Source organism: Glycomyces sambucus (assembly GCF_900102815.1).
Lineage (GTDB): Bacteria > Actinomycetota > Actinomycetes > Mycobacteriales > Micromonosporaceae > Glycomyces > Glycomyces sambucus.
Map to the genome: position 1 here is coordinate 427,715 of NZ_FNGF01000002.1, position 23,882 is coordinate 451,596.

20 protein-coding genes are annotated in these 23,882 nt (G+C 73.4%); 3 read left to right on the plus strand and 17 right to left on the minus strand.

Going from position 1 to position 23,882, the window contains the following annotated elements; genetic code table 11:
* Nucleotides 1-6: 6 nt before the first annotated feature.
* The 5 genes from BLS99_RS07170 to BLS99_RS07190 are packed head-to-tail and all read right to left on the minus strand — an operon-like array spanning nucleotide 7 to nucleotide 6,491.
* Entirely contained in the window at nucleotides 7-1,302 is a 1,296-nt protein-coding gene (locus BLS99_RS07170) for an ABC transporter substrate-binding protein (RefSeq protein WP_091046024.1), read from the minus strand.
* 53 nt (nucleotides 1,303-1,355) lie between these two features.
* Nucleotides 1,356-2,840: a rhamnulokinase gene (locus BLS99_RS07175; protein WP_091046027.1), complete on the minus strand. Its 1,485-nt coding sequence runs from the start codon at nucleotides 2,838-2,840 to the stop codon at nucleotides 1,356-1,358.
* Between the two features lie 46 nt (nucleotides 2,841-2,886).
* Complete coding sequence (locus BLS99_RS07180; RefSeq protein ID WP_091046031.1) at nucleotides 2,887-4,929, minus strand: bifunctional aldolase/short-chain dehydrogenase; 2,043 nt, start codon at nucleotides 4,927-4,929, stop codon at nucleotides 2,887-2,889.
* Complete coding sequence (gene rhaI, locus BLS99_RS07185; protein ID WP_091046034.1) at nucleotides 4,930-6,099, minus strand: L-rhamnose isomerase; 1,170 nt, start codon at nucleotides 6,097-6,099, stop codon at nucleotides 4,930-4,932. It abuts the gene before it with no gap.
* Nucleotides 6,096-6,491: an L-rhamnose mutarotase gene (locus BLS99_RS07190; RefSeq protein WP_091046037.1), complete on the minus strand. Its 396-nt coding sequence runs from the start codon at nucleotides 6,489-6,491 to the stop codon at nucleotides 6,096-6,098. Before BLS99_RS07190 ends, rhaI begins: the two co-directional genes overlap by 4 nt.
* Nucleotides 6,492-6,779: 288 nt before the next feature.
* Here BLS99_RS07190 and BLS99_RS07195 point away from each other — a divergent pair, with 288 nt between their 5' ends.
* Both BLS99_RS07195 and arfA read left to right on the plus strand, forming a co-directional pair.
* Nucleotides 6,780-7,787, plus strand: a complete 1,008-nt coding sequence (locus BLS99_RS07195; RefSeq protein WP_218126330.1) for a LacI family DNA-binding transcriptional regulator — start codon at nucleotides 6,780-6,782, stop codon at nucleotides 7,785-7,787.
* A gap of 142 nt (nucleotides 7,788-7,929) precedes the next feature.
* The gene (arfA, locus tag BLS99_RS07200) at nucleotides 7,930-9,435 is read left to right on the plus strand and encodes an arabinosylfuranosidase ArfA (RefSeq protein ID WP_091046041.1); all 1,506 of its coding nucleotides are present in this window, start codon (nucleotides 7,930-7,932) and stop codon (nucleotides 9,433-9,435) included.
* A gap of 55 nt (nucleotides 9,436-9,490) precedes the next feature.
* Here arfA and BLS99_RS07205 read toward each other — a convergent pair whose 3' ends face one another.
* Nucleotides 9,491-9,988 (minus strand): Lrp/AsnC family transcriptional regulator, encoded by a 498-nt coding sequence (locus BLS99_RS07205; RefSeq protein WP_091046045.1) that lies wholly within the window; start codon nucleotides 9,986-9,988, stop codon nucleotides 9,491-9,493.
* A 98-nt stretch (nucleotides 9,989-10,086) separates the two neighbouring features.
* On the opposite strand from BLS99_RS07205, the gene BLS99_RS07210 reads away from it, so the two are divergent.
* Nucleotides 10,087-11,298 carry a trans-sulfuration enzyme family protein gene (locus BLS99_RS07210; protein WP_091046049.1) on the plus strand — a complete coding sequence of 404 codons (1,212 nt, stop codon included), beginning with the start codon at nucleotides 10,087-10,089 and terminating at the stop codon, nucleotides 11,296-11,298.
* Here the strand turns inward: BLS99_RS07210 and BLS99_RS07215 are convergent.
* The 11 genes from BLS99_RS07215 to urtA all read right to left on the minus strand — a co-directional run bounded on the left by BLS99_RS07215 (nucleotide 11,280) and on the right by urtA (nucleotide 23,827).
* Nucleotides 11,280-11,729, minus strand: a complete 450-nt coding sequence (locus BLS99_RS07215; RefSeq protein ID WP_091046052.1) for an SUKH-4 family immunity protein — start codon at nucleotides 11,727-11,729, stop codon at nucleotides 11,280-11,282. The genes BLS99_RS07210 and BLS99_RS07215 overlap by 19 nt on opposite strands.
* Nucleotides 11,726-12,478, minus strand: coding sequence for a maleylpyruvate isomerase N-terminal domain-containing protein (locus tag BLS99_RS07220; protein WP_091046054.1), 753 nt, complete (start codon nucleotides 12,476-12,478; stop codon nucleotides 11,726-11,728). The genes BLS99_RS07215 and BLS99_RS07220 overlap by 4 nt, the downstream gene beginning before the upstream one ends.
* A 37-nt stretch (nucleotides 12,479-12,515) precedes the next feature.
* A complete protein-coding gene (locus BLS99_RS07225) occupies nucleotides 12,516-12,881 on the minus strand; it encodes an effector-associated constant component EACC1 (RefSeq protein ID WP_091046058.1) in 366 nt (121 codons plus the stop codon).
* 153 nt (nucleotides 12,882-13,034) lie between these two features.
* Nucleotides 13,035-14,726 carry an allophanate hydrolase gene (gene atzF / locus BLS99_RS07230; RefSeq protein ID WP_218126331.1) on the minus strand — a complete coding sequence of 564 codons (1,692 nt, stop codon included), beginning with the start codon at nucleotides 14,724-14,726 and terminating at the stop codon, nucleotides 13,035-13,037.
* Between the two features lie 5 nt (nucleotides 14,727-14,731).
* Nucleotides 14,732-18,328 carry an urea carboxylase gene (uca, locus tag BLS99_RS07235; protein ID WP_091046065.1) on the minus strand — a complete coding sequence of 1,199 codons (3,597 nt, stop codon included), beginning with the start codon at nucleotides 18,326-18,328 and terminating at the stop codon, nucleotides 14,732-14,734.
* Between the two features lie 20 nt (nucleotides 18,329-18,348).
* Nucleotides 18,349-19,062 carry a GntR family transcriptional regulator gene (locus BLS99_RS07240; RefSeq protein ID WP_091046068.1) on the minus strand — a complete coding sequence of 238 codons (714 nt, stop codon included), beginning with the start codon at nucleotides 19,060-19,062 and terminating at the stop codon, nucleotides 18,349-18,351.
* 34 nt (nucleotides 19,063-19,096) lie between these two features.
* On the minus strand, nucleotides 19,097-19,789 hold the full coding sequence (gene urtE, locus BLS99_RS07245; RefSeq protein WP_091046071.1) for an urea ABC transporter ATP-binding subunit UrtE: 693 nt from the start codon (nucleotides 19,787-19,789) through the stop codon (nucleotides 19,097-19,099).
* On the minus strand, nucleotides 19,773-20,528 hold the full coding sequence (gene urtD / locus BLS99_RS07250; RefSeq protein WP_091046075.1) for an urea ABC transporter ATP-binding protein UrtD: 756 nt from the start codon (nucleotides 20,526-20,528) through the stop codon (nucleotides 19,773-19,775). Before urtD ends, urtE begins: the two co-directional genes overlap by 17 nt.
* On the minus strand, nucleotides 20,525-21,601 hold the full coding sequence (gene urtC / locus BLS99_RS07255; RefSeq protein ID WP_091046077.1) for an urea ABC transporter permease subunit UrtC: 1,077 nt from the start codon (nucleotides 21,599-21,601) through the stop codon (nucleotides 20,525-20,527). The genes urtD and urtC overlap by 4 nt, the downstream gene beginning before the upstream one ends.
* A 40-nt stretch (nucleotides 21,602-21,641) precedes the next feature.
* Complete coding sequence (urtB, locus tag BLS99_RS07260) at nucleotides 21,642-22,526, minus strand: urea ABC transporter permease subunit UrtB (RefSeq protein WP_091046080.1); 885 nt, start codon at nucleotides 22,524-22,526, stop codon at nucleotides 21,642-21,644.
* A gap of 29 nt (nucleotides 22,527-22,555) precedes the next feature.
* On the minus strand, nucleotides 22,556-23,827 hold the full coding sequence (gene urtA / locus BLS99_RS07265) for an urea ABC transporter substrate-binding protein (protein WP_091046084.1): 1,272 nt from the start codon (nucleotides 23,825-23,827) through the stop codon (nucleotides 22,556-22,558).
* Between the last annotated feature and the right edge of the window lie 55 nt (nucleotides 23,828-23,882).

Consider the following 23,882-nt stretch of genomic DNA (forward strand, 5'->3'; position numbering starts at 1 on the left):
TGGTCGCTACTGCTCCGCGGCGAGGAGGGTCTCGGCCTCGGTGAAGAGCAGTGCCGCCGCCTCGGCGGGGCTCATGGCCGCGTACTGGACCTGCTGGTAGATCTCGCCGAACTTGACCTCGATGGCGCCGGTGGCCGCGGGCGGCGCGGGCGGCGGGGTGGTCAGGTACTGCGAGACGCTGGCCTCGTAGTCGAGGACGGCCTGGGCGTACTGGTCGATCTCGGCGTTCTCCAGGCCGACGTTGGTGGCCGGGATGCCGCGGTTGGTGCCGAGGATCGCCAGCGCCTCGGGGTCGCCGAGGAAGAAGTCGACGAACTTGGCGGCGGCCTCGGCCTGCTCGGTGGCGGCCGAGATGACCAGCTGCATCGAGGGCTTGAGGTAGAGGCCGAGGTTGGACGGGTCCAGGCTCGGCGGGGCGGCGAGGGCGAGGGTGCCCCCGTTGGCCTCGACGGTGGGCGAGAAGCCGGGCATGAAGTTGTCCCAGCCGATCTCGGAGGCGAGGACGTCCTGGACCAGGCCGCCTTCGGTCCATTCGATGGTGGTCTCGACCGGCGGGACGTTCCCGGCGGCGTACAGGTCGGCGGTGGTGGTCCACCACTCGGCGAGCTGCTCCTGGGTGAAGTTGAGGGCCTTGCCGTCCTCGGTGTAGAAGGACCCGCCCTGCTGGCGCAGCCACAGCTCCATGAAGTGGTACTGGCCGGCCCAGTCGCCGCCGCCCCACTTGCCCTCGCCGAGGGCGGGGGTGAGGGTGGCGATGTCGGCGGAGTACTGGTCCCAGCTGTAGCCGGGGGCGGGGGCGGCGACGCCGTTGGCCTCGAACCAGTCGCTGCGGTAGATCAGGCCGAGGGTGTTGCCCGCGGCCGGGACGGCGATGAGCTGGCCGTCGAGTTTGGCGGTCTCCAGGAAGCCCTCGCGGAAGTCGTCGGTCTTGACGACGCCTTCGAGGGGCAGGAGCATCCCGGCGCCGCCGAACTGGCGCAGGCGGGAGTAGTCCATCTGGAAGACGTCGGGGAGGTCGCGCGAGGCCATGCGGCCGGCCATGCCCTCCCAGTAGGTCGGGAAGTCGGCGAAGTTGGCGGTGACCTTGATGCCCTCGTTCTTCTCCTGGAAGAGGGTGATGACCTGGTTGGTGAGGTCGGCGCGGGTCTCGTCGCCCCACCATTCGAAGCTGATCTCGATCGGGTCGTCGGCGGTGCCGGCGGGCCCGTCGTCGCCGCAGGCCGCGGCGGCGGCGAGGACGGCGGCCGCGGAGGCGCCCGTGAGGAGGGATCGGCGCCGGAGGCGGTAAGGGTGGCTGATCATCGTTGACTGCTCCTTCTTGTATGAGGGGTCCCGCCGGGGCGGGCCTTCGGGATTCAGGGTTGGTGCCCCAACAGGCGTTGGGAGGCGTGGGACCAAGGTGCTCGGGGCCCTTGGGGTTCGTAGCGCCTGGGCCGCGCGGAGGCGCGGGCGGCGGCGCGGCGGGCCGCCGGCCCGGGGGCGATGAGGCCGAGGGCCTGGGCCTGGACGAGGGCGTTGCCGAGGGCGGTGGCCTCGTCGGGTCCGGCCAGGACGGGGCGGCCGGTGGCGTCGGCGGTGCGCTGGCACAGGAGCGTGTTGTTGGATCCCCCTCCGACGATGTGAACGGTATCAACCGGTCGGTCGGTGAGGGTTTCGAGGGCGTCGATCGCGCGGCGGTGGGCCAGCGCGAGGGAGTCGATGACGCACGCGGCGGTCTGGGCGGGGGTCTCGGGGGCGGGCTGGCCGGTCTCGGCGCAGTAGGCGCGGAGGCGGGCGGGCATGTCGCCGGGGTCGGCGAAGCGGGGGTCGTCGGGGTCGACGACCGAGCGGAGCGCCTCTTCTCCGGCGGCGGCGTCGAGGAGGCCGGCGAGGTCGATGCCGCGGCCTTCGCGGCGCCAGGTGTCGACCGATTCGCTCAGGAGCCAGAGTCCGGCGACGTTGCGCAGGAAGCGGACGGTGCCGTCGGCGCCGCGCTCGTTGGTGAACCCGGCGGCGAGGGCGGCGGGGGTGGCGATCGGGGTGTCGCGCTCGGTGCCGACGAGGGACCAGGTGCCGCAGGAGATGTAGGCGGCGGTGCCGGAGGAGGCGCTGTCGGGAGCGGCGCCGTCGGTCTCGTAGGGGACGGCGGCGACGGCGGCCGCGGTGTCGTGGCTGGCGGTCGCGATCACCTGGGTGGCGGCGCCGAGGCCGGTGGCGGCGGCGATCTCGGGGAGGATCGGGCCGAGGACGGTGCCGGTGGGGGTGACCGGTCCGAGCAGGGCGAGGTCGATGCCGAGCCGGTCGGCGACCGCGGTGGACCAGTCGCCGGTGTCGGGGTCGAGGAGCCCGGTGGTGGAGGCGTTGGTGGCCTCCCAGGCGGGGCGCCCGCTGAGCCAGTAGGCGAGGAGGTCGGGGACGAGGAGGGCGCGGTGGGCGCCGGGTGCGTCGGCGGTGAGCTGGAACGCGGTGTTGAACGGCTGGGGCTGGACGCCGGTGTGCGCGAACAGCTCGTCGGCGCCCGTGTGCGCGAGGACCGCGGCCTTGGCCGCGGCGCCGCGGGCGTCGCGGTAGCAGTAGGGGTTGGCGAGGAGGTGCCCGTCGGCGTCGAGGAGGCCGTAGTCGACGGCCCAGGAGTCGACGCCGATCGCGGCCGCGCCGCCGGTGGCGCGGAGGCCGTCGAGGACGCCCGACCACAGGCCGAGCACGTCCCAGTACAGGCGCCCGCGCACGGTGACGGCGCGGTTGGGGAACCGGGCGGCCTCGGTGAGGGTCACCCGGTCCCCCGCCCGGTCCCGTGTCACCTCGGCGGCCATGACGCGTCCGGAGGAGGCGCCGAGGTCGACGGCGGCGAGCGTGGTCATCGGCGCTCCCTCCGGTGCGGGGAGCGGCGGGCGGGTCGGGCGGGGGTCATCTGAGGAACCCTTGCGGGTTCCCGGAGTCCACGGGGATGTGGACGCCGGTGGTGAGGCCGAGGTCGGGGCCGACGAGCGCGTAGACGGCGTCGGCGACCGAGGACGGCAGGACCTCGCGCTTGAGGAGGGTGCGCCCGGCGTAGTAGCGGCCCAGCTCCTCCTCCTTGACGCCGTAGACGGCGGCGCGCTCGGCGCCCCAGCCGCCGGCGAAGATCCCGGAGCCGCGCACGACCCCGTCGGGGTTGACGCCGTTGACGCGGATGCCGTGCTCGCCGAGTTCGGCGGCGAGGAGGCGCACCTGGTGGGCCTGGTCCGCCTTCGTGGCGGAGTACGCGATGTTGTTGGGGCCGGCGAAGACCGAGTTCTTGGAGGCGATGTAGACGATGTCGCCGCCCAGGCCCTGGCCGATCATGGTGCGGGCGGCCTCGCGGGAGACGAGGAAGGAGCCCTTGGCCATGACGTCGTGCTGGAGGTCCCAGTCGGCGGCGGTGGTGTCGAGCAGGGACTTGGAGAGGGAGAGCCCGGCGTTGTTGACGACGAGGTCGACCCCGCCGAACGCGAGCGCGGCCTCGGCGACGGCGGCGGCGACCGCGGTCTCGTCGGTGACGTTGCAGGACACGCCGACCGCGACGTCGGTCGAGCCGATCTCGGCGGCGGCGGCCCGAGCCTCGCCGGCGTCGAGGTCGGCGACGACCACGCAGGCGCCTTCGGCGGCGAGCCGGGCGGCGGTGGCCTTGCCGATGCCCCCGGCCGCGCCGGTGACCAGGGCGATGCGCCCGGCGAGCGGCTTGGGTTTCGGGCGGCGCTGGAGCTTGGCCTCTTCGAGGGACCAGTACTCGATGCGGAACTTCTCCGACTCCTCGATGGGCCGGTAGGCGGAGACGGCCTCGGCGCCGCGCATCACGTTGATCGCGTTGACGTAGAACTCGCCGGCGACGCGCGCGGTCTGCTTGTCGGCGCCGAAGGAGAACATGCCGACCCCGGGGACGAGGACGATCGCCGGGTCGGCGCCGCGGATCGCCGGGGAGTCGGGTTCGGCGTAGCGCTCGTAGTAGGCGCGGTACTCGTCGCGGTAGGCGGCGTGGCGTTCGCGCAGGTGCGCGACGACGTCGTCGAGGGGGTCCTCGGCGCCGGTCTCCAGGACCAGGGGCCGGACCTTGGTGCGCAGGAAGTGGTCCGGGCAGGAGGTGCCGAGCGCGGCCAGGCGCGGCATCTCGGCGGAGGCGAGGAAGTCGAGGACCTCGGCGGTGTCGGTGAAGTGGCCGACCTGGCGGTGGTCGGTGGAGGCGAGGCCGCGGATCACCGGGGCGAGGGCGGCGGCGCGGGCGCGGCGGGCCTCGGGGCCGAGCGGGGCCCGTTCGGCGACGCGCTCGCCGAAGGGGGCGGGGCGGCCGTGCTCGGCCAGGTACGCCTCGCAGCCGTCGATGATCTCCAGCGAGTTCGCCTCGCACGCGGCGGAGGTGTCGCCCCAGGCGGTGATGCCGTGGCCGCCGAGGATGCAGCCGATGGCCCGCGGGTTGGCGGCCTTGATCGCGGCGATGTCGAGCCCGAGCTGGAAGCCGGGGCGGCGCCAGTCCACCCACGCGACGCGGTCGCCGAACGCGGCCGCGGTGAGCGCGGGGCCGTCGGCGGCGGTCGCGAACGCGATGCCGGCGTCGGGGTGCAGGTGGTCGACGTGGTTCGCGTCGACCAGGCCGTGCATGGCGGTGTCGATCGAGGGGGCGGCGCCGCCGCGGCCGTGGAGGCAGTAGTCGAAGCGCTCGACCATGGCGTCCTCGGCGTCGAGGCCCGGATAGGTGCCGGCCATGGCGCGCAGGCGGTCCAGGCGCAGGACCGCGAGCCCGCCGGGCGTGAGGGTGCCGAGGTCGCCGCCGGAGCCCTTGACCCACAGCAGGTCCACGTCGTGTCCGGTGACCGGGTCGGTCCCGGTGCCCTTGGCGGAGGTGTTGCCGCCGGCGAAGTTGGTGTTCCGCTTGTCGGCGCCGAGCCGGTTGGAGCGGGCGATGAGGTCGTCGACCGCGCCCTGGGAGTCCGCCATCTACGCGCCCCATCCGGCCTGGGAGCCGCCCACGCGGGCGGCCTTGATCTCCTCGGCGTACCCGGAGGCGGCGTAGGCGGCGAGCGGGTCGGCCGCGAGGCCCTGCCCGGTCCGGACCTCGGCCACGAGCGGGCGCACGTCGGTGTTGTAGGCGTCCATGAGGACCGCGTTCGCGCCGAGGACGTCGCCGGCCCGCTGGGCGGCGGCGAGCGCGTCGTGGTCGACCAGGAGGGCCTTGGCGGTGGCCTCCTGCACGTTCATGATCGAGCGGATCTGGCCGGGGATCTTCGGCTCGATGTTGTGGCACTGGTCGAGCATGTAGGCGATGCCGGAGGCGGGGAGGAGGGCGTCGCGCAGGGCCAGCTCGTGGAGGATGCGGAAGAGCTGGAACGGGTCGGCGGCGCCGACCATGAGGTCGTCGTCGGCGTAGAACCGGGAGTTGAAGTCGAAGCCGCCGAGCTTGCCCTCGCGCAGCAGGAACGCGACGATGAACTCGATGTTGACGCCGGGGGCGTGGTGGCCGGTGTCGATGACGACCTGGGCCTTGGGGCCGAGCTTGAGGCAGTGCGCGTACGCGGTGCCCCAGTCGGGGACGTCGGTGGTGTAGAACGAGGGCTCGAACAGCTTGTACTCCAGCAGGAGCCGCTGGTCGTCGCCGAGGCGCTCGTAGACCTCGGCGAGGACGTCGGCGAGGCGGTCCTGGCGGCCGGCGATGGAGTCCTGGCCGGGGTAGTTGGTGCCGTCGGCGAACCAGAGCTTGAGGGTGTCCGACCCGGTGGCGTCCATGATGTCGACGCATTCGAGGAGGTGGTCGGCGGCCTTGCGGCGGATCTTCGCGTCGGGGTGGCAGACGCTGCCGAGCATGTAGTCGTCGTCCTGGAACGTGTTCGAGTTGATCGTGCCGATCCTGACCCCGAGCGCGGCGGCGTGGCGGGCGAGGTCGCCGTAGTCCTCGACCCTGTCCCAGGGGATGTGGAGGGCGACCGAGCCGGCGGCGCCGGTGTACTTGTGGACCTGGGCGGCGTCGGCGAGCTTCTCGTACGGGTCGCGCGGGACGCCTTGCTGGGCGAAGACCTTGAAGCGGGTGCCGGAGTTGCCGAACGCCCACGAGGGCGTCTCGATGCTCTGGCCCGCGAGCACCTGCTGGGCGTACGGGGTGCGGTCACTCATTTGCCGGCTCCTTCAGCCGCGGCGTCGGCCGCGGCCAGTTGGGTCTCCAGGTTGAACACTTCGGTGAGGACGTTGAACGCGTCGTCGGCGTGCGCGCCGCCGGTGCCCTCGAAGAACGGGGCCATGGACTCCTGCCAGCGGGCGTTGACCTCGGTGCGGGCCATGGCCTCGCGGGCGGCGTCGAAGTCGGCGGTCTCGAGGTAGCCGACGAGGAGGCCGTCCTCGGACAGGAACAGGGAGTAGTTCGTCCAGCCGGTCGCGGCGAGGGCGCGGAGCATGTCGGGCCAGACCGCGGCGTGGCGCTCGCGGTACTCCTCGCGGCGGTCGGGCCGGACGCGGAGGGTGAAGCACACACGGGTGAGCGGCGGCTCGCCCTCGGGTGACGCGGTCACGGGGGTTCCTCCCTGGGGTGCGGGGCGCGGCGTGTGAACGCCGTGTTTTTGAATCGTTTCATGAACGGATTTCGCTAAACTAGAACGCGAAGCAAGCGCTTGTCAAGCCACGGCCGGGAAGAAATTCGAACACGGTCCGGTATATGCTCCTCACGCTCGCCGTTCACCGTTGAACCGTTTCAATCGACGGTGGCGTCGACGGGCGTCGATCCCCGCCACTGGAGGAGCCGGCAGTCCCCTGCCGTCCCGCCAGCGCCCCTGCCCCCCGATAGACTCATTGAGGTGACCATGACCACCACCAGTATGAAGGACGTCGCGAAAGCGGCCGGCGTCTCGGTCGGGACGGTCTCCAATGTGCTCAACCGGCCCGAGGCCGTCGCCGAGGAGACCCGGGCCCGGGTGCAGGCGGCCATCGCCGATCTCGGCTACGTGCGCAACGACTCCGCGCGCCAGCTCCGCGCCGGGCGCAGCCGCACGGTGGCGATCGTGGTCCTCGACGTGGCGAACCCGTTCTTCACCGACGTGGTGCGCGGCGCCGAGCCCCTTGTGGAGTCGGCGGGCGGCGTGGTGACGGTGTGCGACTCCGGTGAGGACGTGCGCCGCGAGCGCCGCCACCTGGAGCTGCTGGAGGAGCAGCGGGTGCTGGGGCTGCTCATCACCCCGGTGGACGACTCGTCGGCGTCGTGGATCGAGCGGCTGTCGGGGCACGACATCCCGGTGGTGCTGGTCGACCGCGGCGCGGGGCGCCACCCGCACTGCTCGGTGGCCGTGGACGACGTGCACGGGGGCCGGCTGGCCGCGCAGCACCTGGTCGAGCGGGGGCACCGCAAGATCGCGTTCATCGGCGGGCCCGCCGCCATCCCGCAGGTCGCCGACCGGCTCGGCGGGTGCCGGGAGGTGTGCGAGGAGTCCGGTGTGGAGCTGGAGGTGTTCGCGACCCCGGGGCTGAACTTCCAGGCGGGCCGCGAGGCGATCGAGCAGATGCTGGGGAGCGAGGACCGGCCCACGGCCGTGTTCTGCGCCAACGACCTCGTCGCGCTCGGGGCGCTCCAGGGGCTGACGATGCACGGCGTGAAGGTGCCGCAGGAGTGCGCGATCGTCGGCTACGACGACATCGACTTCGCCGCGGCGGCGGCCGTGCCGCTGTCGTCGGTGCGCCAGCCGCGGGCGCAGCTCGGGCGCACGGCCGCGCAGCTGCTGTTCGACGAGATCGCCGAGGGGCGCGACCACACGCACCGGAACGTGGTGTTCCAGCCCGAGCTGGTCGCGCGGGCGTCGACGGCGCTGGAGCTGTGACGGCCGGAGCGGTGGAGAACCCGCGGAGAAAAACCTGCGCCCGGGGACTGTACCGGTAAAGCTCTGATCTGGTAGCGTCACCGCAACCGGACCCGCCAGGGGCCCGGGTTACCGCTCACCACGCAGCTCCCCGGAGGCGATCATGGCCGACCACCACCGCGCACGCATCGAGTTCGACCCCCGCTTCACCGTGGCCGAGGTGCCCGACCGGCTCTTCGGGTCGTTCGTCGAGCACCTGGGCCGGTGCGTCTACACCGGCATCTACGAGCCCGAGCACCCCACCGCGAACGAGGACGGCCTCCGCGAGGACGTCCTCGAACTCGTCCGCGAACTGGGCCCGACCATGATCCGCTACCCCGGCGGGAACTTTGTCTCCGGCTACCGGTGGGAGGACGGCGTGGGCCCCAAGGAGGACCGGCCGCGGCGCCTCGACCTCGCCTGGGGCGTCACCGAGACCAACCAGTTCGGGCTCGGCGAGTTCATGAAGTTCTGCCGCACCGTCGGCGTCGAGCCGAACATGGCCGTCAACCTCGGCACCCGCGGCCTCCAGGAGGCCCTGGACCTGTTCGAGTACGCCAACCACCCCTCCGGGACCCACTGGTCGGACCTGCGCCGGTCGCACGGCGACGAGGAGCCCTACGGCATCAAGCTGTGGTGCCTGGGCAACGAGATGGACGGCCCCTGGCAGATCGGCCAGCGCACCGCCACCGAGTACGGCCGCGTCGCCGACCAGGTGGCCCGCTCGCTGCGCATGATCGACGGCGGCGACGACCTCGACCTGGTCGCGTGCGGCTCCTCCTCCCGCGGCATGCCGTTCTTCGGCGCGTGGGAGAACGAGGTGCTGACCCACACCTACGACTCGGTCGACTACATCTCCGCGCACGCCTACTACCACCCGCTCGACGGCGACGTGGTGTCCTTCATGGCCTCGGCGCAGGACATGGAGCTGTTCATCGACGGCGTCATCGCCACCGCCGACGCCGTGGGCGCGAAGCTCAAGAGCGACAAGAAGATCAACATCTCCTTCGACGAGTGGAACGTCTGGTACCAGACCGCGCCCTCCGGCGAGCGGCCCGAGCCGTGGTCGGTGGCCCCGCGCCAGCTCGAGGACCACTACTCGGCGATGGACGCGGTCGTGTTCGGCTCGCTGCTCATCACGCTGCTGCGCCGCTCCGACCGCGTCACCGCCGCCTGCCTCGCGCAGCTCGTCAACGTCATCGCGCCGATCATGACCGAGCCGGGCGGCCCGGCCTGGCGCCAGACCACGTTCTTCCCGTTCGCCGAGGCGTCCAGGTACGGGCGCGGCACGGTCCTGAACGTCAACGCCGACTCGCCCGGGTTCGACACCGCGAAGTACGGCGAGGTCGCGGCGCTGCACTCGGTGGCCGTGGCGAACGAGGACGGCTCGGTCACCGTCTTCGCCGTCAACCGCGACCTGGAGACGCCGATGACGCTGGAGATCGACGCGTCCTCGGTGCGGGTCGGCGATGTCACCGTCTCGACCCTCACCGGCGAGCGCGACGCCAAGAACACCCTCGACGACCCCGAGCGGGTCGCCCCGGTCGCCAACGAGCACGTCACCGTCAAGGACGGCACGATCAGCGTGGAGCTCCCGGCGATGAGCTGGAACACCATCCGCATCGTCTAGGGGCGCATGACGACAGGGCCCGGACCATCGGTCCGGGCCCTTCGCCGGTGACGGATCAGCCCGGGAGGAGGCCGCGGCCCTCGCGGACCTCGAAGACGAGCTGGGTCTCGGTCTGGCGGACCATCGGGTGGACGGTGACGTGCTCCAGGATGAGGTCGCGCAGGGCCTCGGGGCCGGCGACGGCCACGTGGAGGAGGAAGTCGTCGTCGCCGCCGACGTGGAAGACCGTCAGCACGCCCGGGAGCGCCACGAGCCGGTCGTAGAGGTGGTGCACGAGCTCGCGGCTGTGGCTGCCCAAGCGCACCTTGATGATCGCGTGCAGCGGGCGGCCCAGGGCCTCGGGGCTCAGGTGGGCGCGGACGGCGGTGAGGACCCCGGCCTCGCGCAGGGCGCGGACCCGGTACGCGCACGTGGACTCCGCGACTCCGGCCCGCGCCGCGAGGGCGGCGTTGGTCATGCGGCCGTCCTCGGTGAGCGCGGCGAGGATCGCCAGATCGGTGCCGTCCAGTGCCGCCTGGTGCGGTTGCGTTTTCTTCGGCCGCTCCCCCGCCATCACACGTCCTTCCGCTGAATCCCCACCGGTACCGGGCCCTGCCGGAGGTTTCTTCGGCAAGTATTGCAGCAGGTTGTGGATCCGCCTACAGTCCTCGCATGACTTCGCCGTGGCTGCAACCCGACACGATCGCCGTTCACGCCGGCCGCGAGGACCTCGCCGGACTCGGCGTCCACGCCCTCCCGATCGACCTCTCCTCCACCAACCCCCTCCCCGGCATCGAAGCCGGCGGCCTCTCCTACGAGGCGATGGCCGCCGGCGGCACCCCCACCCCCGAGGGCGGCGCGGTGTACGCGCGCCTGTGGAACCCCACCGTGGCCCGGTTCGAGTCGGCGCTGGCCGAACTCGAGCACGCCGAGGCGGCCGTGGCGTTCGCCTCGGGCATGGCCGCCATGACCGCCGCGATCCTGGCCGCGACCGCCGGGACGGGGCGCCGCCACGTGCTCGCGGTGCGCCCGCTGTACGGCGGCACCGACCACCTCCTGTCGACGGGCCTGCTCGGGACCGAGACCACGTTCTGCACCGCGGCCGAGGTCGCGGCATCGGTGCGGCCCGACACCGCGATGGTGGTCCTGGAGACCCCCGCGAACCCGACGCTCGACCTGGTCGACATCCGCGCGGTGGTCGCGGCGGCCGGGGGCGTCCCGGTGCTGGTGGACAACACGTTCGCGACCCCGGTCCTGCAGAACCCGGTCGACTTCGGGGCGGCGATGGTGCTGCACAGCGCCACCAAGTACCTCGGCGGGCACGGCGACGTGGTCGCGGGCGTCATCGCCTGCGGCGGCGAGACCGCGGCCGCGCTGCGGCGGGTCCGAGCCGTCACCGGCGGCCTGCTCCACCCGCTCGGCGCCTACCTGCTCCACCGGGGGCTGACGACGCTGCCGATCCGGGTGCGCGCCCAGCAGGCCGGGGCGCAGCGGATCGCCGCCTGGCTCCAGTCGCATCCGGGTGTCGCGCGGGTCCATTACCCCGGGCTGACCGGTGACCCGCTGCTCGGCGTGCAGATGCGCGGGCCCGGCGCGATGATCGCGGTGGACCTGGCCGGCGGCTACGAGGCGGCCCGGCGGGTCACCTCCGCGGTGGCCCTGTTCACGCACGCGGTGTCGCTCGGCGGCGTGGACTCGCTGATCCAGCACCCGGCGGCGCTGACGCACCGGCCCGTGACCGGCGACGCGAAGCCCGCCGACAGCATCGTGCGGCTCTCGATCGGCCTGGAGGACCCCGAGGACCTCATCGCGGACCTCGACCGGGCGCTCACGTTGCGGCGGCCGGTCGAGGTCCTGCGCGAGGTTCAGCCCGGCATCGCGTAGCCGAGCTCTTCGGCGGCCACGGACCAGAACGCGTTCTCGTCCTCGACGGCGGCCGCGTCGACCGCTGCGAGGCGTTCGAGGACCGCTTCGGTGAACGCGTCGCCGCGGTCCTCGTCCTCGTCGGGGTCCTCGGCTTCGGCGCGTTCGACCTCCGCGGCAGCCTCGGCGTACACCTTGGAGCAGGCGGTGAACGCGGCGGCGCTCGAGTTCACCAGCGCGGGCTCGTCGCCTGCGGGCAGCAGCCACACGCCGCCGCCCTCGCGGTCCACGCCGATGTCGCTCAGGCCCGGGTCGGCGGCGACCAGGGCGTACACGCGGCCGCCCGCGCGGTGCTCGCGGTACGGGGGCTCCTGCCATTCGCCGGGGTACGGGGTGTCGGCGCGGTCGGCGAGCGCGCGGGCGATGTCCCGGTCGGTCAGTGCGTCGGTCATTGGGCGAACCGATCCGCGAGGTCGTACAGGGCGGCGGCCGCGGCGCGGTCGCCTTCGACGGCGAGCGCGTCGACCGGCAGGCGCCGCCACAGCCACAGCAGGACCTCCCCGGGGGAGCCGGCGACGACGCCGCTCGCACCGGCGGTGATCCCGTCGGCGATGTCGATCCCCGCGACGCTGACGATGACGGTCCACTCGGTGTCCCCGGCGCGGACGCCGAGCTCCAGGCCGAGATTGGCGAGGAGGTCGTCGGCGACCCAGTCGCGGTAGGCGCGCGAGCCCCACGCGAGCATGACGGTGAACATCTCGTCGATGCCGTCGAGGGCGAGCGCGGGGTCGATCGGGCCGACCGTGCGGCCCGCGGCGAGTTCGGCGTCGGCGCGGTGGACGACGGTCTCCTGGGCCATGCGCCGGATCCAGAACCCGACGGTCTGGTCCGGGCCGTACCAGGTGTGGGACAGGCTCTCGGGGCCGCGGTCGCCGAACTCGGCGAGGAGGTCGGCGAGCGCGGCGTCGAAGCGCTCGACGGCGGCGCCCGTGCGCTCGATCGCGTCGGCCTCGCCGGGTTCGCGGAAGAGGCGCATCGACTGGATCTTGTGGTCGTAGACCTCGGTGACGTGGTCGAGCAGGTCGGTGGCGGTCCACTCGGGGCAGCTCGGCACCTTCGCGTCCGGGGCGGCCGCGAGGGCGGCCTCCCGGAACCGGGCGGCGTCGGCGGTCAGGTGGGTCTGGAGGTCGGGGAATTCCATGCGGGGAATCCTCGCACGGCCGTGCGACGCCCGGGCGCTACTCCCCCGGCTCCCCTTCCTTCGACAGCTCGGCCAGCAGTTCGCGGGCGTACGCGTCAGCGCGCTTGGCGCGCAGGGTCTCCACCTCGACCTCGGTGTCCCCGCGCTTGAGCCGGATGCGGGTGGGCCGGATACGGGCGCCGAGCCACACGCCGATGGTCGTGGTCGCGGCGGTGAGCACGGCGGGGTTCCCGGCGAACATGGTCAGGGTGTCGGTGACGGCGCCCAACTCGCCGCGGCCGGGCCGCCGGAACTCCAGCCCGAGCCCGGCCGTGCGCAGTTCGGGGTCGCGGCGCAGCAGCGCGAGCAGTTCGCGGATCTCGCTCGGGTCGCCGGTGACGGCGAGCCGGTCGGCCTCGGGCATTGGCGCGGTCCTCTCCGGAGGGGTTGCGGGGCCTCCCGCTTCGGTCGGCGCGGCCGAGCCGGACTCCATAGCGGGGGAGGTCCGGTCCCTTGCCGACGCCGAGTCCTCAGGGTAGCGGCCGGTGGCAGGGGACGGGGTTCCCGGCGTTCCGGGTCATGCCGCGCGGTGGCTCCTCCAGCCGCCCTCGCCGGTGATGTCGATGCCGCTGGGGGCGTTGGCGACGAAGCCGGTGGTCCAGGTGCCGTCGGCGAGTTCGACGCTGCCGAGGGTCATGGGGGCGGGGAGGGCGGTGAGGAAGGCGCCCAGGGCGGCCGGGCTGAGGAGCCAGCGTTCGCCCGGGAGGCTCGCGCCGTCCTCGGCGCGGACGACGAGGGGTTTGGGGGGCGTGGTGTCGAGCGCGTACATGCGGTAGGCAGGGGCGGTGGCGACCTCGCCGTCGAAGCGGGCGCCGAGGTCGGTGAGCTGGTGGTTCAGGGGCATGCCGGTGAGGTGGGCGCCGAAGACGACGAGTTCGGCCCCGGCGGGGGCCAGGAGCGGCGCGGGCACGTCCTGGTAGCGGGCGGCGAGGTCGAGGGCGACCTGGTCGTGGAAGGCCGGGACGATGACGCTGAGGCCGAAGCCCTTGGTGCCGGCGGTCCCGGCGGGGACGGCGACGGCGGCCATGTCGAGGAGGTTGACGAAGTTGGTGTAGGTGCCCATGGCGGCGTTGACGGCGATGGGGTCGGCGCGGACCTCGGCGATCGTGGGGTGGAGGGGCGCGGTGGGCAGGAGCAGTGCGTCGAAGCCGTCGAGGAGGTCGGCGGCGCGGCGGCGGGCCGCGCGCAGGCGCTGCTGGTCGGCGACGAGGTCGGCGGCGGTGAACTTGTCGGCGCCCCTGACGATCTCGGCCACGATGGGGTCGGCGTCGCCGGGCCGGGCGTCGATGTGGGCGCCGAACGCCGCGTACCGCTCGGCGACGAGCGCGCCTTCGTAGAGCAGCAGCGCGGCGTCGAGGAGCGGCTGCACGTCGACCGGGACGAGCTCGGTCCCGGCGGCGGCGAAGCGGGCGAGCGCGGCGTCCCACAGGGGCCGGAGTTCGGGGTCGAGGCGGGCGAGGTTCGCACCGGTGGGGACGGCGGCGCGGGCGGCGGGCGGGGCCGCGAGCGGCACGTCGGCGGGCCGGTCGCGGGAGGCGGGGTCGTCGGCCGGGCCGGTCATGACGCGCATCGCGGCGGCGGCGCCGGCGAGGTCGGGGGCGAAGACGGTGAGGCAGTCGTAGGAGGGGCAGGCGGGGACCACGCCGTCGACCGGGACGAGGCCGAGGCTGGCCTTGATGCCGACGATCCCGTTGAGGGCGGCCGGGACCCGGCCGGACCCGGCGGTGTCGGTGCCGAGCGCGAAGTCGGCGATGCCGAGGGCCACCGCGACGGCGGACCCGGAGGAGGACCCGCCGGAGACCCGCGCGGGGTCGGCGGCGGCGCGCACGGCGCCGTAGGGGCTGCGGGTGCCGACGAGGCCCGTGGCGAACTGGTCGAGGTTGGTCTTGCCCAGGCAGACCGCCCCGGCCGCGCGGAGGCGGGCGACGGCGGTGGCGTCGCGGTCCGGGGTGTACGCGTAGGACGGGCACCCGGCGGTGGTGGGGAGCCCGGCGACGTCGATGTTGTCCTTGGCGGCGAAGACGAGCCCGGCGAGGGGCAGGTCCTCGCCCGCGTCGAGCCGGGTCTGGACGCGGGCGGCCTCGGCGCGGGCGTCGGCCTCCTCGCGCAGGCTGATCCAGACCTCGGGCCGGTCGGCCCCGGCGATGCGGGCGTAGGCGGCCTCGACGCGTTCGACGGTGTTCACTCGGTCCCCTGTCTCGTTGTCCACGTTGCCTATCGGATGACCAGCAGCGGCGCGCCGGGCGCGGCCTGGTCGCCCGGGCGGGCGAGCACGCGCGTGACGGTGCCGGAGACCGCGCAGGCCACGGGCATCTCCAGTTTCATCGCTTCGAGGACCACGACGGTGTCCCCGGCGGTGACGGTGTCGCCCTCGGCGACGTTGACGCGCCACACGCTCGCGGCCATGGGTGCCTCGACCAGGGTCTCGCCCGGTGCGAGTTCCACGGTCGCACCGTCGCCGGGGGCCGGTTCGGTGTGGTCGCGGTCGAACTCCCCCGCGTCGGCCCAGCGCCGCCGCTCGGCCTCGAACGCGGCGGCCTGGCGGGCGCGGAACGCGTCGATGGCGTCGGCGTTGTCGGCCAGCAGGCGCCGGTAGTCGGCGTAGGCGAAGGTGCCTTCGCGGATGTCGATCTCGGCGCGCCCGGCGGCGAGGTCGCGGCGGGTCTCGGCCAGCTCCTCCTCGGAGACGCGCGTGAACCTGACGCGGTCGAAGAAGCGCAGGAGCCACGGCAGTCCGTCCTTGAAGGACGGCAGGTCGCGCAGGCCGGCCCAGATGGGGGCGGTGCGGCCGACGAGCTGGTACCCGCCCGGGGAGTCCATGCCGTAGATGCACATGTAGGAGCCGCCGATGCCGACGGTGCCCTCGGCGGTCCAGGTGCGGGCGGGGTTGTACTTGGTGGTGACGAGCCGGTGGCGCGGGTCGACGGGCACGGCCGCGGGGGCGCCGAGGTACACGTCGCCCAGGCCCAGGACGAGCCATTCGGCGGCGGTGGCGATCCCGGCGACGTCCTCGACCGAGTCGAGGCCGTTGATGCGGCGGATGAACTCGATGTTCGAGGGGTTGAAGAGCGCGTCGTCGCGGACGTTGGTCGCATACCGGGCGATGGCCTCGTCGACCACGGCGTCGTTCCAGGAGATGGGGAGGCGGACCTCGCGGGAGGGGACGGTCATGTCGCCGGTGTCGGGCAGGTCGGCCTCGAGTTCGGTGAGGAGCCCGGTGAGCGTGCGGATGGGGAGCACGTCGGGGTCGACGTGCAGGTGGAGGGAGCGCACGCCCGGGGTGGTGTCGATGAGCCCGGCGGGGTCCGCGGCGGCGAGGGCGTCCATGAGGGCGCCGACGCGCATGCGCAGCGCCAGGTCGAGGTGCATGGGCCCGTATTCGAGGAGGACCGCGTCGTCGCCGGCGCGGCGGTAGGCGACGGCGGGCCGGTCGTCCCCGGCCTCGATCGCGGCGAGGGTGGCCTCGTCGCGGGCGGCGTTCACCAAGGGGACGTGGGCCAGCGTGGGCTCGGCGCGCAGGCGGTCCGCCTCCTCCTCGGCGACCGGCAGGAAGCGGACGGTGTCGCCGGGGCGGAGCTGGCCGAGCTTCCACCGGTCGGCGGTGGTGACGGTGAAGGGGCACGCGAAGCCGCCGAGGCTGGGCCCGTCGGGGCCCAGCAGCGCGGGCGTGTCGCCGGTGAAGTTGACGGTGCCGACCGAGTACGGGTTGTCGTGCAGGTTGGAGGGGTGGAGCCCGGCCTCGCCGCCGTCGGTGCGGGCCCACTGCGGGCGCGGCCCGTCGAGGCGCACCCCGGAGCGCCCGGCGTGGACCTGCACCGACCACTCGGCGGCGTAGATCCGCTCCATGTCCGCGACGGTGAAGTAGTGCGGGGCGGGCTGGGGGCCGGGGGTGACGGTGAGGGTCCACTCGTGCCCGAAGGCCGGGCGGTCCGCCACCGGGACCGGGGAGGAGGTCCCGATGGCGGAGGTTCCGGTGGCGGAGTTCTCAGTGGCGCAGACGGGGACGAGCCGGTCGCCGACGCGGAGGCGGTCGCCGGTGTAGCCGCCGATGCGCCCGGGCGGGAACGTGGAGGCCGAGCCGAGGAAGGTCGGGACGTCGAGGCCGCCTTGGAAGAGCACGTAGGTGCGCGCGCCCGCGTCGGCGATCTGGCCGACCGCTAGTTCGCCTCCGGCGGGGACGGCGACGGGGACCCACTGCTCGACCGGTTCGCCGTCGAGCATGACGGGCGCGGGGGCGCCGGTGACGCACACGGTGACCGGGACGCCGAAGCGCAGCACCGGTCCGGCGATGGTGCACTCGAGGCCGGGCGCGCCCTCGTCGTTGCCGAGGGCGCGGTTGCCGAGCCGGAACGAGAGGTCGTCCATCGGCCCCGACGGCGGCACCCCGACCTGCCAGTGGCCGATCCGGCCCGGGAAGTCCTGCACCGTGGTGAGGACCCCGGCGCTGACGACGTCGATGCGCGGCGAGGCGTCCGCGATCGTGGCGACCGTGGCGGTGTCGTGCTCCACGGCGAGCACGCGCGGGTCGACCGCGGCGGCGCGGAGCTGCCCGAGGTTGGTGTGGACGCCCTCGATGCGGGTGGCGGCCAGCGCGTCCGCGAGCGCGGCCCACGCGTCGGCGCGGGTGGCGCCGGTGGTGACGATCTTCGCGAGCATCGGGTCGTAGACGGCGGGGACCTCGGTGCCGCGTTCGATCCAGGTGTCGACGCGGGCCTGCTCGGGGAGGTCGACGCAGGTGAGGAGCCCGGCGCTGGGGAGGTGGCCGCGGGCGGGGTCCTCGGCGTAGACGCGGGCCTCGACGGCCGCGCCGGTGACGGCGGGCCCGGTCTCGGGGACGCCGTCGAGGAAGGCGGTGTCCCCGGCGGCGGCGCGGATCATCCACTCCACCAGATCGATCCCGAGGACCGCCTCGGTGACGGGGTGCTCGACCTGGAGGCGGGTGTTGAACTCCAGGAAGGACGCCTCCTCGCGGCCGGGGTCGTAGATGAACTCGACGGTCCCGGCGGAGCGGTACGCCGCGTCGGCGGCGAGCGCGCGGGCGGCGGTGTGCATCGAGGCGCGGACGGCGTCGGGGAGGCCGGGCGCGGGGGCCTCTTCGAGGACCTTCTGGTGGCGGCGCTGGAGGGTGCAGTCGCGGTCGGCGAGGGAGACGACGCGGCCCTCGCCGTCGCCGAAGACCTGGACCTCCACGTGCCGGGCGTGCAATACATAGCGTTCGATATATACCGAGTCGTCGCCGAAGTTGTCGGCGGCCAGGCGCTTGACAGAGGCGAAGCCCGCGGCCAGCGCGGCCGGGTCCTCGGCGACGCGCATCCCGATGCCGCCGCCGCCCGCGGAGGCTTTGACGATCACGGGGTAGCCGATGGCCGCGGCCGCGGCGACCGCCTCCTCGGGGGTGGCGAGGGCGGCGGTGCCGGCGGCGAGCGGGACGCCCGCGAGGGTCGCGGCCTCGCGCGCGGTCACCTTGTCGCCGAAGCGCTCCAGCTGCTCGGGGGTGGGGCCGATGAACACGAGCCCGGCCGCGGCGGTGCGGCGCGCGAACTCGGCGTTCTCGGCGAGGAACCCGTACCCGGGGTGGACGGCCTGCGCGCCGGTGTCCTTGGCCGCCGAGAGGATCGCGTCGACGTCGAGGTAGGACTCGGCGGGGGCCGCCGGGCCCACGCACACCGCCTCGTCGGCCTCGCGGACGTGGAGCGAGGCGGCGTCGGCCTCGGAGTAGACGGCCACGGTGGCGATCCCGAGCCGGTGGGCGGTCCGGGTGATGCGCCGGGAGATCTCGCCGCGGTTGGCGATGAGGATGCGCTCGAACATGGGTCTCGCTCTCTCGGGGTTCAGGGCCGGACGGCGTTCGCGAGGTGGGCCCAGGTGAGGGCCGCCTCGGCGCGGCCGACCACGATGGACCGGGACGTCTCGATGTGGCGGGTGAGGATCGCGGTGGCCTCGGCGTAGCGGCCGTCGAGGGCGCCTTCGGCGATGGCGATGTGCTCGGCGATGGTCGACTCCATGCGCTCGGCGGTGAAGTAGTCGAACATCCGGGCGGGCCTGATCCGGTTGTTGACGGCCTTGAGCGCCTCGGCGAGCTGGGGGTTGCCGGAGGCGGCCAGGAGCGTCAGGTGGTAGCGCTCGTCGGACTCGACGAACCCGGCGTCGGGGCCGGGCGGGGCGTCGCGCAGGCGGTACCAGCGTTCGAGTTCGGGCCCGAGGAGGTCCGCGTCGTGCCGGACCTCGGGGTCGGCGGCGGCGCGGGAGAGGCCGCGCAGCTCCAGGGTGAGGCGCACTTCGTAGAGGTCGTTGAGCTGGTCGATGCGCGGGCGGTAGGGGTAGAGGCCGTCGACTTCGCGGGAGACGAGGCCGTCGGCGGAGAGGCGGCTGAGCGCTTCGCGCACGGGCGTGCGGGAGACGCCGTAGTTCCCGGCCAGGCGCTCCTCGCCGAGGCGCTTGCCCGGTTCGTAGCGTCCGGCCATGAGGTCGGCGCGCAGGGCGACGTAGACGCGGGCCGCGAGCGGGCCGCCCGACTCCGGCAGGGGGGAGAGTTCGGCGGTCATGCGCGGGCTCCGGTCGGCGGTTCGGGGGTGCGGGTCATATGGCCATCGCCTCTCGGACGCGGGTCGCGGCGCCGGTGCCGGTCGCGCCGGTGGAGGCGGTGCGGCCCGAGCGCAGGACGCAGTACCGGTCGGCGGCCTGGAGCGCGAAGCCGAGGTGCTGCTCCACCAGGAGCACCGAGAGGCCGCCGCGGGAGGCGAGCGCGGTGACGGTGGCCTCGATCTCGGCGACCACGTTGGGCTGGATGCCCTCGGTGGGCTCGTCGAGGATGAGCAGGCGCGGTTCGGTGACGAGGGCGCGGGCGATGGCGAGCTGCTGGCGCTGGCCGCCGGAGAGCAGGCCGGCCTGGCGGCCGAGGAGGCCGCGCAGCGCCGGGAACAGGTCGAGCTGCTCGTCGACGAGGGCCTTGCCGCGCTTGCGGCCGTCGGCGACCAGGCGCAGGTTCTCCCCCGCGGTCAGGTGCGCGAAGCACTGCTGGCCCTGCGGGACGTAGGCCATGCCGGCCTTGACGCGCTTGTTGGTGGGGCGCCTGGTGACGTCCTGGCCATCGAACTCGACGGTGCCGGACATGGCGGGGATGAGGCCGACGACGGCGCGCAGGAGGGTGGTCTTGCCGGCGCCGTTGTGGCCGACGACGGCCACGACCTCGTCGGCGCCGACGTCGAGGGACACGCCGTGGACGACGGCGGAGCGGCCGTAGCCGCAGGTGAGGTCACGCAGTCGCAGCATCGGCGGGCTCCTTCGCGGTGCCGAGGTAGACCTCCTGGACGCGGGGGTCGCCGGAGACCTCGTCGACCGAGCCGGAGGCGAGGACGGCCCCGGCGTGGAGGACGGTGACGCGGGAGGCGAAGGCGCGCATGAAGTCCATGTCGTGCTCGACCACGGCGACGGCCCGGTCGGCGGCGATGTCGTGCAGGAGGCGGCCGGTGGTCTCGCGCTCGTCGTGGCCCATCCCGGCGATGGGCTCGTCGAGCAGGAGCACGTCGGCGTCGCCGACGAGGAGCATCCCGATCTCCAGCCACTGCTTCTGGCCGTGGGCGAGGGCGCCCGCGGGGGTGTCGGCCCGGTCCCCCAGGCCGATGCGCTCCATCGTGGCCCTCACGTGCGGGGGCAGGTGCCGGCGGCGGCGCAGGAGCGTCCACGGGGAGCGTCCGGCCCCGGCGGCGATGTCGAGGTTCTGGGCGACGGTGAGGGCCTCGAAGACGGTGGCGGTCTGGAAGGTGCGGCCGATCCCCTTGCGGGCGATGTGGTGGACCTTGCGGCCGCGCAGCTCCTCGCCGTCCTTGACGACCGAGCCGGTGTACTTCGCGAGGCCGGTGACCGCGTCGACAAGGGTGGTCTTCCCGGCGCCGTTGGGGCCGATGAGGAAGTGCACCTCCCCGCGGGCGAGTTCGAGGTCGACCCCGTCGACGGCCCGGAAGCCGTCGAACTCGACCACGATGTCCTTGCAGCTCAAGGCGATGTTCATGCGGCGGCCTCCACTTGCGTGCGCTTGGTCGGGAACCGGCGGGCGACGCTCGCGATCGAGGCGATGCCGCCGGGGAGCAGGGCGATGACGAGGACGAACAGGAGCCCTTGCGCGTACGTCCACGCGGAGGGGAACTGCTCGGAGAGGGCGGTCTGTGCCCAGGCGACGGCGAGCGCGCCGACGACGGGGCCGACCAGGCTCGCGCGCCCGCCGATGGCGACGCCGAGGATGAACATGATCGAGGGGACGATCCCGATGCTCGCCGGGGAGATGATCCCGACGATCGGCACGAACACGGCCCCGGCGACGGAGGCGAAGAGCGCGGCGACGGCGTAGGCGACGACCTTGACGTTCGCGGCGTCGTAGCCGAGGAAGCGCACGCGCTCTTCGGCGTCGCGGACGGCGACGAGGAGCTCCCCGTAGCGCGAGCGGCGCAGTTGCAGCGCGACGGCGACGACGCTCAGGAGGACCCCGGCGGCGATGAAGTAGAGCATCCGCTGGTTGACCGGGTCGGCGAGGGTGAAGCCGAAGAAGTACCGGAAGCGGCTGAGGCCGTTGAACCCGCCGAGGGACTGCTGTCCGATGAGGAGGATCGCGAAGGCCCCGGCGAGCGCCTGGGAGAGGATCGCGAAGTAGGCGCCCTTGACGCGGCGCTTGAACACGGCCAGGCCCAGGAGCACCGCGAACGCGGTCGGCAGGACGAGGATCGCCGCGATCGTGAAGGCGGGCGAGGAGAACGGCGCCCAGTAGGCGGGGAGTTCGCGGATGCCCGCGAGTTCCATGAAGTCGGGGACGGCGCCGGGGCCGCCGCGGAACTCGGCGTCGGCGGTCTTCAGGTGCATCGCCATGAGGTAGGCGCCCATGCCGAAGAAGACGCCCTGCCCGAGGGTGAGCATCCCGCCGCGGCCCCAGGCGAGGCCGATGCCGACCGCGACGACCGCGTAGCACAGGAACTGGGCGAGCAGGCCGAGCCGGAACCCGGAGAGCAGCAGGGGAGCGAGTCCGAAGAGGACGAGTGCGGCGGCGGCGAACCCGGTCCAGGTGCCGGCGCGGGTCTGGAGGAAGCGGTTCATCGGCGTCCGTTCCGGTTCGGGCGGTGCGGTCGGGTGCGGGTCATGCGAGGCTCCTGGTTCGCAGCGTGAACAGGCCCTGCGGGCGCAGTTGGAGGAAGACGACGATGACGACGAAGACGCCGACCTTCGCGAGCGACGCGGTCGAGTAGGTCTCGAACACCGCCTGGAGCGCGCCGAGGGCGACCGCGGCGACCACCGCGCCCTTGATGCGGCCCAGGCCGCCCGCGACGACCACGAGGAACGCGTCGACCAGGTAGGACTGGCCGGTGGTCGGGCTCGTGGACCCGATGAGGGTCAGGGCGACTCCGGCGACGCCCGCGAGGCCCGAGCCGATGAAGAACGTGGCGGCGTCGACCCGGCGCGAGGAGATCCCGGCGGTCTCGGCGAGGTCGCGGTTGCCGGTGACGGCGCGGATGCGCCGCCCGGCCGGCGTGAACCGCAGGACCAGCGCCACGGCGGTGACGGCGAGGACCGCCAGCGCCATGATGAACAGCCGGGTCCTGGGGACGGTGGTGCCGAGGAGGTCGACGCCGCCGCGGAGTGCTTCGGGCACGGACACGTTCACCGCGGGCGCCCCGAACACGTCGCGGGCGGCCTGCTGGAGGACCAGGCCCACCCCGAAGGTGACCAGGAGCGTGTCGAGCGGGCGGTGGTAGAGGCGGCGCAGGAGCAGGGCCTCCAGGACCAGGCCCATCGCGCCGCCCACCAGGAATCCGATCGGGAGGGCGATCAGGAGGGACACGCCGGCGTCGCCGACGACCTGCTGGACGACGTACGCGGTGTAGCAGCCGGCCATGATGAACTCGCCGTGCGCCATGTTGACGACGCCCATCTGGCCGAAGGTGAGCGAGAGGCCCAGGGCGGCCAGCAGCAGGATCGAGCCGGTGCTGAGGCCGGTGAGGAGCTGCCCTACGAGGAGGTCCACGGTGTCCCCTTCCTGATCGTCCGGTCCGGTTACTCGGTCACCGCGAGGTCGGCGGCCCAGTCGTAGCCTTCGAGGAACGGGTCGGGCTCGATGGGCCCGTCGGACTCCCAGACGGTGTAGAGGAGGCCGTCGGCGGCGATCTCGCCGATGCGGGCGGTCTTGGTGACGTGGTGGTTGTCGCCGTCGATGACGACGGTCCCTTCAGGGGAGTCGAAGGAGACGCCGTCGGCGGCGGCCTGGACGTCGGCGACCGCGAAGGACCCGGCCTTCTCGACGGTGGCGGCCCACAGGTGCACGGAGTTGTAGGCGGCCTCCATGGGGTCGGAGGTGACCCGCTCGGCGCCGTACTCGGCCTTGAACGCCTCCACGAACGCGGTGTTCGCGGGCGACTCGACGGTCTGGTAGTAGTTCCAGGCGGCGAGCTGGCCCTCGATGTTCTCGACGCCGATGCCGCCGACCTCCTCCTCGGCGATGGAGACGCTCATGACGGGCATGTCGGCGGCGGTGAGGCCGACGTTGGCGTACTCGCGGAAGAAGGCCACGTTGGAGTCGCCGTTGAGGGTGTTGAACACCGCGTCGGCGTCGGCGGACTTGACCTGGTTGACGATGGTGGAGAACTCGGTGGAGCCCAGGGTGACGTAGTCCTCGCCGAGGACCTCGATGCCGTGGGCCTCGGCGTAGGCGTTGATGATCGCGTTCGCGGTGCGCGGGAAGACGTAGTCGGAGCCGACGAGGTAGAGCGACTCGACGCCGGTCTCGGCGAGGTAGTCGAGCGCGGGGATGATCTGCTGGTTCGTGGTGGCGCCGGTGTAGAAGATGTTCTCGGAGGCTTCGAGGCCCTCGTACTGGACGGGGTAGTACAGGAGCGAGTCGTTGTCCTCGAAGACCGGGAGCATGGCCTTGCGGGAGGCGGAGGTCCAGCCGCCGAAGACGGCGGCGACGCAGTCCTCGCGGATGAGCTTCTCGGCCTTCTCGGCGAAGACGGTGGGCTCGGAGGCCCCGTCCTCGGCGACGATCTCGATCTGCTTGCCCTGGACGCCGCCGGCCGCGTTGACCTCCGCGACGGCCAGCGCGATGGCGTCGCGGACGGTGGTCTCGGAGATGGCCATGGTGCCCGAGAGGGAGTTGAGGGAGCCGACCTTGACGGTGTCGCCGGAGGTGTCCACGCAGGACTCGGTGGCGACGGTCTCCTCGCCGGCGCGGGCGCCGCAGGCGGCGGTCGCGAGGAGTCCGGCGAGGGCGGCGGAGGCGGCGAGCGCGCGGGCGAGGCCGCGGACTTCGGGCGTGGGGCGCAGTGGCATGTGCGGGTGACCTTTCGCAGAGGAGCGTCCCGGCATGGAGGGGTGCCGGGTCTGC